At 70.3% G+C, this 15813-nt stretch carries 9 protein-coding genes; 2 read left to right on the top strand and 7 right to left on the bottom strand.

The window, feature by feature from the left end; all coding sequences use genetic code 11:
* Positions 1–54 precede the first annotated feature (54 nt).
* On the top strand, positions 55–726 hold the full coding sequence (locus ACWPWV_RS07410; RefSeq protein ID WP_454042279.1) for a Type 1 glutamine amidotransferase-like domain-containing protein: 672 nt from the start codon (positions 55–57) through the stop codon (positions 724–726).
* 194 nt (positions 727–920) lie between these two features.
* Positions 921–2603, top strand: coding sequence for a discoidin domain-containing protein (locus tag ACWPWV_RS07405; RefSeq protein ID WP_454042278.1), 1683 nt, complete (start codon positions 921–923; stop codon positions 2601–2603).
* Positions 2604–2843: 240 nt separating this feature from the next.
* Here the strand turns inward: ACWPWV_RS07405 and ACWPWV_RS07400 are convergent, their stop codons facing one another.
* The 7 genes from ACWPWV_RS07400 to ACWPWV_RS07370 all read right to left on the bottom strand — a co-directional run bounded on the left by ACWPWV_RS07400 (position 2844) and on the right by ACWPWV_RS07370 (position 15744).
* Positions 2844–3857: a PfkB family carbohydrate kinase gene (locus ACWPWV_RS07400; RefSeq protein ID WP_454042277.1), complete on the bottom strand. Its 1014-nt coding sequence runs from the start codon at positions 3855–3857 to the stop codon at positions 2844–2846.
* A 173-nt stretch (positions 3858–4030) separates the two neighbouring features.
* On the bottom strand, positions 4031–8671 hold the full coding sequence (locus ACWPWV_RS07395) for a GH32 C-terminal domain-containing protein (RefSeq protein ID WP_454042276.1): 4641 nt from the start codon (positions 8669–8671) through the stop codon (positions 4031–4033).
* 80 nt (positions 8672–8751) lie between these two features.
* Positions 8752–11160 carry a GH32 C-terminal domain-containing protein gene (locus tag ACWPWV_RS07390; RefSeq protein ID WP_454042275.1) on the bottom strand — a complete coding sequence of 803 codons (2409 nt, stop codon included), beginning with the start codon at positions 11158–11160 and terminating at the stop codon, positions 8752–8754.
* Positions 11161–11230: 70 nt separating this feature from the next.
* Entirely contained in the window at positions 11231–12931 is a 1701-nt protein-coding gene (locus ACWPWV_RS07385; protein WP_454042274.1) for a hypothetical protein, read from the bottom strand.
* A gap of 73 nt (positions 12932–13004) precedes the next feature.
* Positions 13005–13979, bottom strand: coding sequence for a glycosyl hydrolase family 32 (locus ACWPWV_RS07380; RefSeq protein WP_454042273.1), 975 nt, complete (start codon positions 13977–13979; stop codon positions 13005–13007).
* The gene (locus ACWPWV_RS07375; protein ID WP_454042272.1) at positions 13979–14899 is read right to left on the bottom strand and encodes a carbohydrate ABC transporter permease; all 921 of its coding nucleotides are present in this window, start codon (positions 14897–14899) and stop codon (positions 13979–13981) included. The genes ACWPWV_RS07380 and ACWPWV_RS07375 overlap by 1 nt, the downstream gene beginning before the upstream one ends.
* Positions 14900–14904: 5 nt before the next feature.
* Complete coding sequence (locus tag ACWPWV_RS07370; protein WP_454042271.1) at positions 14905–15744, bottom strand: carbohydrate ABC transporter permease; 840 nt, start codon at positions 15742–15744, stop codon at positions 14905–14907.
* Positions 15745–15813: the final 69 nt, after the last annotated feature.

Below are 15813 nucleotides of genomic sequence, written 5' to 3'. Positions count from 1 at the left end.
CGCCACGCGGTCTCAGGTTCGTCCCCCTTCCCGCGACCCGAACCAGGAGACACCGTGAAGCTCCTTCTGACGTCCGCAGGCGTCCAGAACGCCAGCATCCACGACGCGCTGCTCAGGCTCCTCGGCCGACCGGTGGACCGGTGCGACGCCCTCTGCATCCCCACCGCGATGTACGGGCACCCGCACGCCGGCCCGGGAGCGGGAGCGTGGCAGTTCGTCGCCGGACGGTCCACCTCGCCGATGGTCGAGCTGGGCTGGAGGTCCGTGGGGCTGCTCGAGCTCACCGCGCTCCCGAGCATCGACGAGGAGCAGTGGGTCCCCCTCGTCCGTGACGCGGACGTCCTGCTGGTGTCGGGCGGCGACGCCCTGTACCTGAACCACTGGATGCGGGAGTCCGGCTTCGCGGACCTCCTCCCCTCGTTGACCGAGACGGTGTACCTGGGGATGAGCGCGGGCAGCATGGTGATGACCCCGCGCATCGGCGAGTTCTTCGTCGGGTGGACGCCGCCGTCGGGCGACGACGCCACCCTGGGAGTCGTCGACTTCTCGATCTTCCCGCACACCGACCACCCGATGCTGCCGCACAACACCCTGGCCGCGGCGGAGCGGTGGGCGGAAGGGATCGACGGCCCGGCGTACGCGATCGACGACGACACCGCGATCGTCGTGGCGGACGGGACCGTCGAGGTCGTCTCCGAGGGGAGCTGGAGGCTCCTGCGCGACTGAGTCGGCGCGCCCCCCGGACTGCACGCTGCCTCACCGCGCAGCCGACCGCCGGACCCGACATCCGCACCTCTTGCCATCGCCGGGTCCTGCCTTGACAGGGCAATGATCGACCCATAGCGTCTTTTGAACACCTATCAGGCATAAGTCGCATGATCTTCATCCCAAATCGACAACGCTGTCAATTGAGGAGTCCCATGCAGAACTCGCAGCACTCGACCCGCCCTCGGCGCCTCGGCGCAGCACTGACCGGCGGCGCGCTCCTCGCGAGCACGCTCGCCGCCGCCCCGGCACTGGCCACCCCGGCGACCGTCACCGACCCTTCTCCCACCACCACAGCGGCTCCGGCGTGCGGTGAGGACATGGGGATCCCCGACTCCAAGATCTCCATCCAGCTGTACACGCACGTGGGTGAGCTCGGGTCGTCCGGGACACCGTCCCCGGAGACGCTCGACCGTGTGCTCGGCGAGGTGGCCGGGGCCGGGTTCACCAACGTCGAGCCCTACAACCAGCCCTACTCGATGCCGGTCGACGAGTACAAGGCGATCCTCGACAAGCACGGGCTCGAGGTGTCCTCGAGCCACGGCAGCACGAGCTGGGACACGTGGCCGGAGACCGTCGCCTACGCCGTCGCGCTGGGCCAGGACTACATCGGGACCGGGGGGATGGCGGGTGGCTACGGCACCTACGACGAAGCGCTCGCGACCGCGGCACATGCCAACCGGCTCGGCCAGTACGCGCACGAGAACGGCGCGAACAAGATCGTGCTGCACAACCACCAGAGCGAGCTCACCACACGATACCCCCACCCGGAGACGGGTGAGATGGTCAGCGCCTGGCAGGTCATCGAGGAGAACACCGACCCGCGCTACGTCACGTTCCAGCTCGACGTCGGCTGGGCCGCCGACGCCGGCATCGACGTCCCGGCGTGGATCGAGGAGTACGGGGACCGCATCGAGCAGCTGCACATCAAGGACGCCGTGAACGTGAACGCCGAGGGCGACATGAGGCAGGTCGCCCTCGGCAACGGTGACCTCGACCTCCCCGCGATCATCGCCGCGGCCGAGCCGTACGTCGAGTACTACACGTACGAGTGGGACTGGGCGCCGTCCTTCGAGACCTCTGCGGAGTCCTACCAGTACTTGCGCTGCTACCTGTCCGACGGCGACGGCGGTGGGGGTGACGACGAGGAGTCGCTCGCGCTCGGCCGGCCCGTGACGGCCTCCAGCATCGACGAGCCCGGGCACGAGGCCGAGATGGCGGTGGACGGCAACGCCGGCACCCGCTGGAGCAGCGCGTGGAGCGAGCCCGAGTGGATCGCGGTGGACCTCGGCGCGAGCTACGACCTGGACCGCGTCGTGATCGACTGGGAGACCGCGTTCGCGTCGGGGTACGAGATCCAGACCTCGCAGGACGGCGCGACCTGGACCACGGTGCACACCGTCACCGACGGTGACGGTCTCTTCGACGAGCTGGACGTCTCGGGCACGGCGCGGCACGTGCGTCTCTACGCCACGGAGCGCGCGACGCAGTGGGGCTTCTCTCTCTACGAGCTCGAGATCTACGGCACGCCGAGCGGCGGACAGGCGGAGCTCGACCTCGACGCCGAGGTCCAGCCGCGGTGCATCGCCGGCCAGGCCTACCTCGCCGTCCGCGCGGCGAACGGCGAGGACTCAGCGCTCGACGTGACCCTCGCGACGCCGTTCGGCACCCGCGAGTTCGGCGACGTCGACCCCGGCACGAACGCGTACCAGGCGTTCCCCGTTCGCTCGACCTCGGTCGCGAGCGGCTCGGTGACCGTCACGGGTACCGGGGTGATCGACGGCGAGGACGTCACCTCGACGGTCGACCTCGACCACGACGAGCTCGCCTGCTCCTGACGGTCTCCTGGATCGCTCGATCCTCTCGAAGGTCTCGAACGTTCCAGGCAGCCCAGCTCTGACCCGGCGCCCGCCGGCCTCGTGACGAGGTCGGCGGGCGCCCTTGCCGCGCCGGTGGACGATCGAGCAGGGCAGGTTGCGCGGACACGCCGCTGTACCTTGCGCGATCTCGGCCATGCCGTGGGTCTTGCGCGACGTAGGTGCAACGTGCCTGTCCAGCGGATCGCCACGTCACGGCCCTCACCGCGGAGACTTCGCCCCCGATGGCGATCGGTGGCCGGGCCGCGACGGGCTGTGCGTTGTGGGCTGTGCCTTGGTGACGGCCGAGGCTCGCGACCGGTCGGTGATCGTCGCTGTCATTTCTGCACGGCGCGGGGGGTTGGCTCCGGCCCGCGCGACGGTGATGGCCGCGACGGCGACGCAGCGTCCGAGGATCCCGGCGAGCGTCGGACCGTCGATCGCGCGGAGCGCGTCGCGGCGCTCCGCGCCGAGCAGGTGCGCGTCCCACAGGCCGTCGAGGAGAGCGCCCATGAACGAGTCGCCGGCGCCGACGGTGTCGACGACGTCGACGCGGGGGGCGGCCACGCGATGCTCGCCCGCCGCGGTGACCGCGACCGCGCCCTCGCCGCCGAACGTCACGACGACGAGCGCCGGGCCGAGCGCGAGCCAGTCGCGCGCGACCGCGACCGGGTCGGCGCCTGGCGCGAGCCACGCGACGTCCTCGTCGCTGACCTTGACGACGTCGGAGAGCGCGACGAGCGCCTCGATCTGCGCGCGCGCGTCGACCAGGCCGCCCATGAGAGCGGGGCGGGCGTTCGGGTCGTAGGTGATCGTCGCGGTCGCGCGCGCCGTGGCGACGAGCGCACGCACGTCTGACGCGCCGGGCTCGAGCACCGCGGCGATCGAGCCGGTGTGCACCGCCAGCGTCCCAGCGTCCGGGGCGGAGCCGGCTGGGACGCGCCACTCGAGGTCGAACTCGTAGGTGGCGGCGCCGTGGGCGTCGAGGTGCGCCGTGGCGACGCTGGTCGACGGCGCGCCCGTGCTCCCCGAGGTGAGCGTCACCGACGAGTCGTCGAGCCACGCGCGGACCACGTCGCCGTGCGCGTCGTCGGCGATCCACGTCGTCAGTCGCGCGTCGCGGCCCAGGCGGCCGAGGGTGAGAGCGACGTTGGCAAGGCTGCCACCGGGGTGCTCGTCGACGCTGCCGTCGGCGCGGTGGACGACGTCGATCAACGCCTCTCCCACCACGAGCACGTGTTCGGCTGATGGGCGCGCGGTCGCGCCTCCAAGAGATGGTGCAGAAGTCACGCTTGCCTCTCTGTTGCGAATCGCCGTGACGCTCTCGTCTCTGCGTGGGGGTGAGAGCCGGATTTCGTGCTGCGCCCGTCGGCACGCCGGGTGGCGACGCTCGGGCCCCGCGGCGCGGGCTAGTCGACCGCGTCGTAGCTGACGGTCCGCGTGGACGTGATCACCGTGCCGTCGACGGTCTTCGAGACCTTGATGGTCACCTCCCCTGCTCCGATCGCGGTCTGCCGCGTCGCGAACGACTGGTAGGCGCTCTTGCCGGGAGTGACTCCGGTGAACGTCTTCTCGCCGTACGGCGTCGTGACGGTGACGTCCACCGAGACGTCCTCCTCGGAGGCGACTCTGACCGCGAGGTAGACCTTTCCCGCCAGCACGCGCGGCTCCACCACCTCCGAGAACGCGACCTCCGGCTCGTCGACGCCCGCGACCGGGACGTTGATGTCGTCGACGCTCAGATGTCCGAAGCCGCCTGTCGCCTGGTCGACGATCTCGATGTAGAACCTCTCCCCCACGTGCTGTGCCGCGTCGATGACGCGTCGCTGGTACTGCGCGCGCAGCGTCTCGTGGACGTTGCCGCTGACCTTGGCGACCACCTCCCCGCTGTCGGCGCGCACGAGGGCGACGTAGAGCGAGTCGGGGTCGTCGCCGCCTGCGGTGAGCAGGTCGATCTGGCCGTCGCCGCCGAGGGTGAACGTCTCGGACCGCAGTCGACCCGTCGCGGCGTCCCCGACCGCCTCGTTGAACCCCCACAGGTGGCAGCGGTCCTCGCTGCCCCACGCGTTGGCCTGGCGGAACGGACCGCCCCAGCCCCAGTCGGTCGCGTCGGTGACGTTGGCGTCGCCGTAGGCGTCGCCCTCGACGACGGTCCACCCGGTGAGGTCGCACGTCGCGAAGTCACCGTTCGTCAGCTCCTCGGTGGTCTCGCCCGCGGTCGGCTCCTCGTAGTGCGCCGGAGCGACCTCTCCGTAGGCGCCGTCGAGGTTCCAGACCTCGAGGGACGTGACCTTGACGTTGGAGCCCCCGAGGACGTGCAGCCCGACGGAGTCGGGGAGGGTCGGGTAGATGCGCGTGGTCATCGACTTCTCGCCGTCGACGAACGCCTCGACGACGGAGCGGTCGACGTAGACGTGCATCGTGACCTTGCCGTTGGCGTCGACCTCGAAGGCGCCCTGGTCGACGCCCTTGCGGGTGTCGGGGTCCAGGCTCGAGTAGTTCCGGTCGAGGGTGAGGGTGTCGTCCTCGCGGTCGACGGTCAGGGTGGTCCGCTCGGTCCCGTCGCTGCTGCGCCGCACCTCGAGGCCGGCCTCCGTGGTCGCCCCGTTCGTCGATCCCGGGGTGATCTGCAGCTCGGCCTTGATCTCGAGCAGGTCCGTGAACGTGTCGTGCTTCTCGTCGAGCGTGGCGTTGGTCCGCTCGACCGACTGGTTCTTGACCGAGACGACCTTCGTCGAGCGCAGCGACTGCAGCTCGTCCACCGGCTCGAGGCCGGCATCGCCGTCGTCGGTGAGCGTGAGCTCGACCGGCAGCCCCATCGAGTGCGCCCAGCCGGCGTCGTGGTGCTCGTCCTCGCTGCGCCCGTCCTGCGTGATGGTGAACAGAAGGGACCTTCCCTCGGGGTCGACCATCCCGGACGGTCCGGTGAAGTGCTCGCCGTAGTCGAAGAGCCGCGGCTCGTCGTGGTCGGGCACGAACGTGTGGCTGTCCCGGTCCCACTCCCCCACCCAGTAGTAGGTGTTCTTCGCGGTGTTCTCGTCGTATCCCTCGAACCACGGGTTCACGACGAACACGTACTTCTCCGCGCCGTCCTGCTCGCCGAGCGGGAGCAGCACCGGCAGCTCCCACACCGTCCCGGTCTTCGGGTACGTCTGCGCGTCACCGATGAACAGCGGGTTCTGGTACTCCCAGTGCACGAGGTCGCGGGAGGTGTAGACCAGGGCCGTCCCACCGACCTTCGTCTCGCCGTCGACGATCCCGGATCCCACGATCTGGTACCAGATCGGCGTGCCGTCGTCGGCGGTCTCCTTCCACACGAACGGGTCGCGGAACTGGCCGAACCACGGCGTGCCCACGGGTGAGGTGAGGTCGGGCTCCTGGACCGTGACGGGCTCCGGTTCGAGCCGCCACTCGGTCAGCGGGCTCTGCGCGGCGCCGGGCACCGGCCATGCGAGACCGGTCGCCTGGTTCGGGACCTTGGAGTCGTTGCCCGCGGTGTAGAACAGCACCGGGTTGCCGTCGGCGTCGGTCGTCGCGCTGCCGGACCACACCCCGTCGGGCGTGACGGGCTCGGTCGGCGCGATCGCGACCGGGAGGTCCTCCCAGTGGACCAGGTCCGTGCTCACCGCGTGGCCCCAGTGGATCTGGTGCCAGTACGGGCCCTGCGGGTTGTGCTGGTAGAAGATGTGGTACTGCCCGTCGAACCAGATCGGTGCGTGGGGTTCGTTCATCCAGTGCTCGGGCGGCAGGAAGTGGTACTGCGGGCGGTAGCGGTCTCCGTCGAAGCGCGACCGGTCCGGCTGCAGGTCCTCGGTGGAGGTGTCACCGCCCTGGGCCGCGGCGTCGGCGATCTGCTGGGGGCCGAGGAGCTCGTCGGTCACGGTGAGCTCGTCGATCGCGCCGTTCCAGGAGTTCGCGTGGAACGTGCCGTTGATGACGGCGGCCTGGTTGTGCCGGCCGACCAGGAGCGGCTGGTCGTCCGCCGCGAGGATGCGTGTCCCGGCCCCGACGTCCTTGGTCGCGACCGGCTCGCCGTTGAGAAAGAGGCGCATGACACCGGACCCGGCGTCGTAGGTGGCGGCGACGTGGCTCCACTCGTACGTCGGCAGGACGGCGTCCTCCGGGGCGCGCAGCGTGTGCCAGGCGATGCCGTCACCGAGCTCGAGACCCCAGGACCCGTGGCGGTACATGCCGAGCAGGTACCCGGTCCTGGCGTCCGGGTCGTGCTGGTTGACGATGGCCGACGCCTGCCCGAGGTCTCCCCACTCGTAGGAGCGCGGCGCGACCCATGCCTGGATGCTCAGGGTGCTGCTCGGGGTCAGGGCGGCGGCCCCGTCGCGCTGGACGTAGGTCGAGTAGCCGTCGAACAGCAACGACCCGGCGTCGACGCCCGCGCTCCACAGCGGGTCGGAGTCCGGCTTGTACCTCGCGTCGTCGAAGACGTAGGCCACGTCGTCGACCGTGTCCGACCCGTCGTCGCGGGCCTGCGTGCCGGAGGTCTCGTCGAAGGACCAGTGCATCGGGTCGTTGACGAGCGTGCGCACGCCGTCGACGTTGAGGTGACCGGTCGAGGAGTCGTCGACCAGCTGCAGGTAGACGGCCTCACCGAGGTGTCCGCCCAGGTCCAGGACCGCCTCGTGGTAGACCTCACCGGTCTGGGCGACGGTCGCGCGTGCGAGCTCCCGGTCGTCGGTCGCCGAGCGCACGGTCACGTACACCGCGGGGTCGGCGGTGCCGCCGAGCAGGAGCCGGACCTGGCCGCGCCCCCCGACGACGAAGCGCGGTGACGTCAGGGTTCCGGTCAGGCTGTCGTCCCCCTGCGCCCCGCCCCACAGGTGGTGCGTGCCCTCGGCACCGAACGGCTCACCGTCGGGGGTGGTGGTCTCGGTGCTGACGTCGTCCGCGGTGAAGGCCTCCCCCTGGGCGGTCCACCCGTCGAGCGTCCCGGACTCGAAGCCGGCGTTGTCGAACTCGTGGCCCAGCACGTCGACCGTGGTGTCGAACGCGTCGACGTTGATGTGCCCCCATCCGCCGGTCGCGTCGTCCACGACCCGCAGGTAGAGCTCCTCACCGAGGTGGTCGGTCGCGTCCCAGCGCACGCGGCTGTACTTCTCTGAGTCGGCGAAGGCGGTGTTCGTGGTGCGCAGGAGCTCGGTGTCGTCCGACGCACGGTGCAGCGCGACGTAGAGGTTCTCCGGGTCGTTGCCGCCACCGATGAGGAACTCGATCGCGCCGGTCCCGGCGAGGGTGAAGGTGGACGACGTGAGCGTGCCGGTCGCGGAGTCGGGCACGTCCTTCGCACCCCACAGGTGGTAGGTCCCGTCCTGACCGAACGGGCCGCCCCAGCCCCAGTCCGTGGCGTCCGTGACCTGGCCCGCGGTGAACGCCTCGCCGGTCGCGGTCCAGCCCGTCAGGTCACCGGTCTCGAAGCCGGGGTTGGCGACCTGGGTGATCGACTGCTCGGTGTAGGTGCGCACGTCGTCGAGGTTGAGGTGGCCCCAGCCGCCCGACGCGTCGTCGACGACCTCGAGGTAGAGCTCCTCGCCGAGGTGGGCCGACGCGTCCCACACCACGCGGCTGAGCTTCTCCGAGTCGGCGAACGCGGTGTTGGTCGCGCGCATCAGCTCGGCGTCGTCCGACGCCCGGTGCAGCGCCACGTACACGTTCTCCGGGTCGTTGCCGCCACCGAGCAGGAAGCTGATCTCCCCGATGCCCTGGAGCGTGAAGACCGAGGAGCGCAGGCGTCCGGTGCGAGCATCACCCCCGGCGGCCGCTCCCCACAGGTGGTAGGTGCCGTCGGGGTTGAAGCAGCAGCCCCAGCCCCAGTCGGTGGCGTCCGAGACCGCGGCGTCGGTGAAGGCCTCGCCCTCGAGGACCTGCCACCCGGTCACGTCGCCGGTCTCGAAGCTCGGGTTGTCGATCGTGGGCGGGGCCGCGGCCTGGGCAGGCGGGGCCACGGCGAACGCCCCGGCGAGGGCGAGGACCGCGGCCATGCCCGCGGAGGGCAGGACGCGCCATGGGCGCGGCTGCGCGGAAGCTGACGTTCTCATGACATCTCCTGGGATGTTCGTCGCGCGAAAGTAGCGGGATCGGCCGCCGCCGTGGGGTCGGCAGCCGCTGTGCGGTGCGGTCAGGAGCCCGTCGTCGGCCAGGCGGACTGCAGCTGCCAGACGTCGGTCTGGGTGAAGCGGGTCTGGCCGCCCTCGGAGTAGAGCCTCAGGCCCGTGCTGGCGGCCGCGCCGTCCGCGCCCCGGCTCGTCGGGTAGATCCGGTTCGAGAACGCCGCGGCGTCGTTGACGAACACGTCGATCACGGAGTGGTCGACGAAGACGTGGAACGTGCGGGGCTTGCCGAAGGCTGCCTCGTCGTAGGCGCCGCGCAGCAGCACGGCCTCCTCGTTCTCGAAGTTGCGGCTCGACCGGGTCTTGTCGATGACGATGTCGTTGCCGTCGTAGTAGATCCGCGTGATCTCCGCGCCGTCGGGCGAGGCGCCGAGGCACAGGCCGTACCGGGTCCCGGTGCTCGCCGGGTCGACCGTGGCGAGGATCTCGACCTGGTTGCCGGCCGCGGCGAGGTGGTGCTCCCCGGTCACCACGACGTTCGTCGCGGTCTGCGCCGAGCCCGCTCGCAGGGTCATGAGCTGGGCGACCGGCCGCTGACCGAGCGTCTGGCCGTCCTCGAGCAGACGCCACTCCCGCGGCGCGCTGAACGTGTGCGCCCAGCCGAGGTCGCGCTGCATCGTCGAGCTCGAGCGCTCGTCCACGATGCCGATGGCGACGATCTTCCCGTCGGGGCCGTGGGTCACGGTCGGGGAGAGATGGCCGTGGATGAGGTCGAGGTTGTTGGGTCGGGCGTAGTCCGGGGTGAACTGGCTACCGTTCCACGTCCCCGTCCAGTAGACCGAGCGTGTGTACGGCTCGGTGAGCTTGGACACGGACCTGCCGATCGGGCTGACGACCAGGACGTACTTGTCCCGCCCCTGGTGCGTGCCGATCTTCTCGAAGACCGGCATCTCCCAGATCGCCGAGCCGATGTCCATCGACGCGAACGGGATCGTGGAGAACGGCCGGCTCGCGCGCGTCCACTGCCCCTGGATGTCCTGGGTCGTGTAGTGCTCCAACGCCCCGCCGGCGTCGGTCGCGGCGCCGATGATCATGTGCCAGGTCGCTCCCTCCTGCCACAGGTAGGGGTCGCGGAAGTCGGCCACGTGCGCCGGGGCGTTCTTGTCGATGACCCCGGTGCTCGCCTTCGTCCAGGTCAGCAGGTCCGGGTCGGAGCTGGACGCGCGCGAGATCCCCGGGTCGAAGGGCCCGCCGAAGTTCACCGTGGTGAAGAACGCGTGCGCGGTGCCGTCCACCGACACGACGTCGCCCGACCAGATCCCCTTGGAGCCCTGCGCGGTCAGCCCGCTGCCGGCGACCGCGCCGAGCCTCGCCTCGCGGTCGTTCAGCTCCGGCCGCAGCGCGTCGGGCATGTTCGTCCAGTGCACCAGGTCCGTGCTGGTCATGTGGCCCCAGTTCATCTGCCACTTGAACGGGCCGTTCGGTGTGCGCTGGTAGAACATGTGGTAGCTGCAGTCGTGCTTGACCAGGCCGTGCGGCTCGTTGGTCCAGTTGGCCGGTGGCATCGCGTGGTACCGCGGCCGCAGGATGTCGTCCGCGAACCGCAGACCCGTCACCTGGAGCGCGACGTCGTGGGCCGGGCTGGCCCCGGCGATCCCGGTGGTGTACTCGCCCGTCAGCGCGGCGGCGCCGCGGGCGATGTCGTAGATCCGTGTGTCGTCGTACGCGGCGTTGATCGCGTTGATCAGGAAGACGCCGGTCGTGACGTCCTTGCTGGCCTTGCCGACCACCAGCGGCGCTCCGGCGGCCTGCGTGAACCGCGACCCCGTCGGGATGGCGACCGAAGCCATCTTCGGCCCGGCCGCGTCGTCCAGGTGCAGTCGCAGCTGCCCGGCGTCGCCGTCGACGACGGCGGCGATCTGCACCCACTCGTAGAGGGGGAACAGCCACGGTGCCTTGACCGTGCGCCACTGGCCACCCACGTGCGCGGTGAACCACCACTCGCCGTAGGTGTTGATGGCGATGTCGAACCCCGCGTCGTCGGTCCGCTGGTAGATGATCGACGAGGGCGTCAGCGCGTCGTAGGGCTGTTCGCTGTCCGAGGGGTAGCTCTCGAGCGCGATCCAGGTCTGGACGGTCATCCGCGTCGTCAGCGGCGTCGCGAACTGCCCCGTCGCCCACGTGGAGAAGCCGTCGGTGCGGAACGCGTTGCCGCGCACGCCGGGCACGCGCTCGGCCGGGTTGTTGCTGACGTGGACGGTGAAGGTGGACCGGCCGACCTCGTCGAGGACGGTGGTCGAGCCGTTGGGCTGGTCGTAGGTCAGGCGGAGGACGGGGTCACCGGTCGCTGCGGCGGCCGGGCGGAACAGCGCACCGGTCGCGATGACCGCCGCGGACACCGCGGCGCCCTGCAGGAAGGTCCGGCGGCCGAGCCCCGGAAGGTTGGTGGTCGGCTGGGTCTGTCGGAGCTCCGTCATGGGAACTACCTCTCGTCGTGTCGTCGTGGTCGTCGGTCGTCTCGAGCGCGGTGGGCGCGCTGCAGAGGGCCTAGGCGTCGTGGGGCGCGACGCTGCCGAGCCCGTCCCGGCACGTGCTGGCGGCGGCCGCCCAGCTCGTCCGGGACGCGGGGTCGACGACCGGGGTGATGGTGAGGGACGCGTTCGCACCGAGGGCCTGCGCCTGCTCGGTCGAGGGGAGGTCGAGCGCGGACGGCGTCGGGTCGTCGGTGGGCGTCCGGATGTCGTCGACGTTGAGGTGTCCGGTCGACGAGGCGTCGACGAGCCGCAGACGGACCGTCTCCCCGACGTGGCCGGTGAGGTCGAGGACCGCTTCCGTGTAGGTCTCGCGCGAGGCGGCGACGCCCACGCGGGCGAGCTCCTGGCCGTCCGTGTCCGATACCGCGGCGACGTAGACCTTCGGATCGGCGGTCCCCCCGATCAGCAGCCGGATCTGCCCGCCTCCTCCGACGACGAACCGCGGGGAGGTCAGCGTGCCGGTCAGGCAGGCTCCCTGCGCACCTCCCCACAGGTGGTAGGTCCCCTGGGCGCCGAAGGGTTCGCCGCCGGCGGTCGTCGTCGCGGAGCTCACGGTGGCCTCGGAGAACGCGTCACCGTCAGCGGTCCAGCCCTGCAGGCTGCCCGCCTCGAAGTCCGCGTTGTCGAACTCGTGGCCGACGGGGTCCTCGTCGACCGCCATCGTGAAGGCGTCGACGTTGATATGTCCCCAGCCGCCCGTGGCGTCGTCCACGATGCGCAGGTAGAGCTCCTCGCCCACGTGGTCGGCCGCGTTCCACCGCACGGGGCTGTACGCCTCGGAGTCGGCGAACGCGGTGTTGGTGGCGCGCATGAGCTCGGTGCCGTCCGACGCGCGGTGCAGCGCCACGTAGAGGTTCTCGCGGTCGTTGCCGCCGCCGATGAGGAACTCGATCACCCCGGTTCCGGTGAGGGTGAAGGTGGACGACGTCAGCGTGCCGGTCTTGTCGTCGCCGCCGTCGTTCGCGCCCCACAGGTGGAACTCGCCGTCATGCCCGAACGGGCCGCCCCAACCCCACTCGGTGCGGTGGGTGACCTGCGCTGCGGTGAACGACTGCCCGGTCGCGGTCCAGCCGGTCAGGTCGCCGGTCTCGAAGCCGGGGTTGAGGATCTGACCGATCGAGCGCTCGGTGTGGGTGCGCACGTCGTCGAGGTTGAGGTGGCCCCAGCCGCCGGAGGCACGGTCGACGACCTCGAGGTAGAGCTCCTGACCGAGGTGGTCGGACGCGTCCCACACGACGCGGCCGAGCTGCTCGGAGTCGGCGAACGCGGTGTTCGTGGCGCGCATCAGCTCGGCGCCGTCCGACGCGCGGTGCAGCGCCACGTACAGGTTCGCCGGGTCGTTGCCGCCGCCGAGCAGGAAGCTGATCTCGCCGGTTCCCTGCAGGGTGAACACCGAGGACCGCAGGCGGCCGGTCGGGGTGTCTCCCCCGGCGGTGGCCGCTCCCCACAGGTGGTGGGTCCCCTCGGGGTTGAAGCAGCAGCCCCATCCCCAGCCGGTGGCGTCGGACACCGCGGCGTCCGTGAACGCCTGGCCTTCGACGACGGTCCAGCCGGTCAGGTCGCCGGTCTCGAAGCTCGGGTTGTCGATGGTGGGGCGGGCCGCGGCGGTGACCGGTTGGGCCGCGACGAGGGCGCCGGCCAGGGCGAGCGTGGCCGCCAGCAGCGTCGCGAGCAGTGCGCGTTGACGAGGGCGCGCAAGAGCGAGCATTCTCATGGCATCTCCTTTGATGTCCGTCATCCGAGGGGTAGGGCCGGCGGCCGGCCCGGCATGGCCGGCCGCCGGTGTGTCACGCGAGGTGGTCGAAGCGGCCGTCGCTCACGTGGAGACGCCCGTCCGGTGCCCAGCCGACGGGCAGGGGGTCGGACAGGGAACCGACGAAGGCGCCGGTGTCGTCGACGTGGTGGAAGGCGAAGAGCCACCAGGCGCCGTCGCGGTCCTGGACCAGTCGACCTGCGTACAGGCTCTCGTCCGTGAGGCGGCGGGCCTTCTCCACGTCGTAGGGGCCGGTCGCGGAGTCGACGGGGACGGCCCAGACCCCGCCGCGCTCGCCCGCGCTCTTGCGGTCGTCGCTCAGCTCGCCGTGCAGGCAGCTGAAGATCAGCACGGTGCGCCCCTCGATCGTGGCGATCTGAGGGACCTCGAGCTGTCCGAACCCGGCACCGGGGTCGGACAGCGGTGCCCGCACGGTCCACTCCTGCAGGTCCGGCGAGGTGGCGTGCCCGATCACGCCGCGGCTGTCGGTGTCACCGTGGTTGGCGCGTGCCGTGACGAGCATGTGCCAGCCCGCGCCCTCGGGGTCCGGGAAGACCCACGGGTCGCGCCAGGCCTCGTCGAACCACGCCACGCCGTCGTACTTCTCGTACCAGGTGGCGTCCGCCTCGCACAGCGCCTCGGTCGAGGCCTTCTCCCAGGTGTACAGGTCGCTCGACGTCGCGACGCCGACGCGCTGCACCAGCGCGCTCTCGTCGCGGCTGGTCCCGGTGTAGAACATGCGCCACGTGCCGTCCGGTGCACGCACGACCGAACCCGTCCAGGTCGTGTAGTCGTCGAACGCCGGGGAGTCCGAGGCGATCAGCGCGTCGGGGGCCTCGCGCCAGGTGCGCAGGTCGTCGGAGACGGCGTGGCCGACCGTGACGTGGAAGTGCCGGCGGTTCGCGTCACCCAGTGCGCGCGAGGCCTTGAGGTAGAAGACGTGGTGCTCGTGCCCGTCGTCGACGAACCACATGTCCCACGTCCAGACGTCAGGAAGAACGTACGGCATCAGCCCTTGACCCCCGAAGCTGCGATGGAGTTGATGAAGGACCGCTGGAACGCCAGGAACAGCGCGACCACAGGGATGGTGATCAGCGACGAGTAGGCCATCACCTGGCCCCACGAGGTGTTCATCTGGAAGAAGTACTGCAGCCCGATCATGACCGGCCGCAGCTCTTCGCTCTGGACCACCATGAGCGGCCACAGGTAGGAGTTCCATGCGGGAAGGAACGTGAGGATGGCGACCGTGGCGATCGCGGGCCCGGACAGCGGCATGACGACCTTGCGGTAGATCGCGAACCAGCCGGCGCCGTCCATCCGTGCGGCCTCGTCCAGCTCGCGCGGGATCGAGGCGAAGTACTGGTAGAAGAGGTACACGGAGAAGGCGTTGGCGATGAACGGGATGATCTGCACCTGGTAGGTGTCCAGCCAGCCCTGCTTGAACGCCAGCGAGAACCCGTCGGCCTCCAGCGAGGGCAGCTTGTTGACCCACCACAGGAGCGGCAGGGCGAGCGTCTCGAACGGGACGATGAGCGTGGCCAGGACGAGGCCGAGCACGACGCCCTTTCCACGCCAGCGCAGACGTGCGAGCGCGAACGCCGCCATGCTGTTGACCAGGATGCCCAACGCGATCGTCGCCCCCGAGATGACGACCGAGTTCAGGATGAACCGGGCGAACGGGACGCGGTCGAACACGCCGACGTAGTTCTCGAGCGACACGTCGCCCACCGGCAGGAACGCCCGTGGGGAGTCCAGGTCGGCGAAGATCTGCAGGTCCGGCTTCAGGGACGACACCAGCATGAACACGATCGGCAGGGCGAAGAACAGCACGAGCGCCGACCGCAGGATCGTCACGACGACGGCACGGCGTCGCTCTCCGGTCGTCTTGTTCTGTGCCGTGGTGGTACGGGACGGGGCAGCGACGGACATGGAGATCAGCCCTTCTCGCGGGTGAGGTAGCGCTGGAGCAGCGACACCGTGAGGACGAGGGCGAAGAAGACGAGCGAGATCGCCGACGCGTACCCGGTCTGCAGCTGCTGGTACCCGCTGCGCACGGCCTGGTAGACGACCGTGGTCGTGCTGTCCAGCGGTCCGCCCTGCGTCATCACGTTGATCTGCGTGAACAGCGAGAACGCGGCGATCGTGATGGTCACGAGGATGAAGGTGCGGGTCTGCAGCAGACCGGGCCACGTGACGTAGCGGAACTGGTGCCACGTCCCGGCGCCGTCGAGCTCGGAGGCCTCGTACAGCTCGGCGGGAATGGTCTGCAGGCCGGCGAGCCAGATGATCATGGTGAAGCCGACGCCCTGCCACACCGACATGAACATGATCGCGGGCATCGCCCACGTCGGGTCGTTGAGCCAGTCGATCGGCGTGTAGCGACCGAACGTCACCGCGTCCAGGATCTGGTTGACCAGCCCGTCCTGGCGGTACATGAACCGCCAGAGCAGGGAGACGACGACCATCGAGGTGACGACCGGCAGGAAGTACACGGTGCGGAAGAACTGGGTGCCCCTGACCTTGGCGTTCACCAGCACCGCGAGCACGAGCGCCAGACCCGCCTGGACCGGGACCACGACGATCGCGAAGTAGAAGGTGTTGCGCACCGACGCCCAGAAGACGGGGTCGGTCAGCAGCAGCGAGAAGTTGTCGAGGCCGATGAACTCCGGCGGGCGAGGGGAGATGAGCCGCGCGTTGGTGAAGGCGAGGGCGAACGCCAGCACGATGGGCACGAAGAGGAACAGCAGGAAGAGCGCGAGCGCCGGGCTGATCATCCAGGCGGCGGCCGCGGACTCTCCACGCCGTCCGCGTGGGCGGCGCAGCGGGGGTGACTGGGTGACCAG

The organism is Cellulosimicrobium sp. Marseille-Q8652, assembly GCF_965112045.1.
Note: the sequence above shows the minus strand (reverse complement) of the source record. Positions and strands in the feature narration are given on the sequence as shown.